General features: G+C 46.4%; 4 protein-coding genes. All 4 read left to right on the top strand.

Annotated features, from left to right (window positions below):
• A partial coding sequence (locus J6I68_RS16965) for a topoisomerase C-terminal repeat-containing protein (protein WP_330622571.1) occupies positions 1–261 on the top strand: 261 nt, incomplete at its 5' end.
• Between the two features lie 5 nt (positions 262–266).
• Positions 267–839: a hypothetical protein gene (locus tag J6I68_RS16960; RefSeq protein WP_292222038.1), complete on the top strand. Its 573-nt coding sequence runs from the start codon at positions 267–269 to the stop codon at positions 837–839.
• A complete protein-coding gene (locus J6I68_RS16955) occupies positions 829–984 on the top strand; it encodes a hypothetical protein (protein WP_165444112.1) in 156 nt (51 codons plus the stop codon). Before J6I68_RS16960 ends, J6I68_RS16955 begins: the two co-directional genes overlap by 11 nt.
• On the top strand, positions 981–1,978 hold a 998-nt coding region (locus J6I68_RS16950; RefSeq protein WP_292222036.1), incomplete at its 3' end, for a DUF5688 family protein. The genes J6I68_RS16955 and J6I68_RS16950, both read left to right, overlap by 4 nt.

Here is a 1,978-nt window from a genome sequence, read left to right as displayed (position 1 = left end):
TACTGCACCGAGAAGTGCGGCATGAGCCTTGGCTATGCCATGGGAAGAAAGCTTGACGAGGAGCAGATCAAGAAGCTTCTTGCAGGAGAAAAGATCTTTATGAAAGGTCTTAAGAGCAAGAAGGGCAAGAGCTATGATGCTTTTCTTAAGCCTGAAGGTGTGGAGGCGTATGACTACACCAACAAGGATGGTGAGGAAAAGACCGGCTTTCAGTTCAAGTTCGCCTTTGAGTTTCCGGAGCGTAAGAAGAAGGGAGAGTGAGCAACATGAAGAAAGCAGTAAAAGTATTACTGGGCATTGTGGCGGCAGGGGCTTCGGCCTCTGCTGCGGCTTTAGCCGTAAAGAAGTACAGGGACAGTAAAAAGAAGTATGTCTGTGATGAATGTGATGATGACTACTTCGATGATGAGTCGGATGATTTTGATGAAGAATATCATCTTACACCCGAAGAGGAAAAGGAGCTTACCAGCACGGATGATCATGATTTTGGAGCATCTGATGATGATTACTATCCCGGTAAATATGCTGATATCAGCATTCTGGAAAAAGAAGAGGTTGCTTTTATCAAGTATATCCTCGAAGGAATCAGGAATGTCGGATACCTTATGAATGTGAAATTTGAGGATATTGAAAGACTCTGTCGCAGAAGAAATATCTCCAATGCTGAAAAGCTGGAGCAGATCCGAGCTATTTGCATGGCAGGAAAGGATAACAAAGATCTTTTGGACGGATGCGTTGAAGATATTTCAGATATGGTAAGCGAGAATACCCCGGAGGATTTCTGGGATTTTCTTGAAGATTATACAAAGAAGAAGGAGGACGAAAACGATGCAGAATAACAACGTGATCGCAACAGAGGTTGCAGAAAAGCCAAAGACAAGTGGCAAGGCTCGCTTTACGGCCTATATGCAGGGCATAAAGAAGCTGGAGCGTAAGGCACAGATGCAGAAGGAAGCTATGATGAAGGGAGGAGCAAAGGCATGAATTACGAAGAGTTTAAGCAGGAAGTGGCAGACCGTATCAAGGAGTTTCTGCCTGAGAAGTACGCAGATGCGGATGTTTCCATTCAGACAGTTGTGAAGAACAATGATCAGAAGCTGGATGGTCTTATGGTAAAGCTTGAGGACAGCAATATCGCTCCCAATATTTACCTCAACCAGTTTTATGAGCAGCATGAGGAAGGCAGACCTATGGATGATATCTTGGCTACAATCGCAGATGTCCGTACCCAGCATGAGGTATCTCACGACTTCGATGTAAGCAAGCTTACTGATTTTGACAGCGTGAAGGACCGTATCACCTGCCGTCTTATCAATGCAGAGCAGAATGCGGAGTATCTTGCGGATAAGCCTCATACCATGGTGGATGATCTGGCTGTTACTTATCATATCGCAATCGGCAAGGAAGAGAGCGGCACAATGAGTGCTCCTATCACCAACAGGCTCATGGAGAGCTACGGTGTGGATGTTGAGCAGCTTCATAAGCTTGCCCTTGATAACATGGACACCCTTACTCCGGCAACATTCAAGAGCATGACGGAGACCATGGTGGATATGATGCTTCCTGATATGATGCGAAGCGGAATGTCCGAGGAAGAGGCAAGGGAGGCCATCGCCGGTATGATCCCGCCTACACCTGATGAGATGATGTATGTACTCTCCAATGAGGATAAGCTTAACGGTGCGGCAGTTCTCCTTAACGATAAGGTCATGGATGATATCACCGAGAAGCTGGGTCAGGATTATTTCATCTTACCTTCGAGTGTGCATGAGGTGCTGATCGTGCCTAAGAATGACCAAATGGATCTTAAGACACTGGAGAGCATGGTGCAGGATGTGAATGCCACACAGGTAGCACCGGAGGAAAGACTCTCCGATCACGTATATGCCTATGACGCAAAGGAACATGAGCTTTTCCGTGCTGACAAGGCAGAGGAGAGGGCTGCAGCAAAAGAAGCAGAGGCTTCAAAGGAAACTGC

It is taken from the genome of Butyrivibrio sp., from assembly GCF_017940685.1.
In the GTDB taxonomy this organism is placed as follows: domain Bacteria; phylum Bacillota; class Clostridia; order Lachnospirales; family Lachnospiraceae; genus Butyrivibrio.
This window is presented reverse-complemented; position numbering and strand designations above follow the sequence as displayed.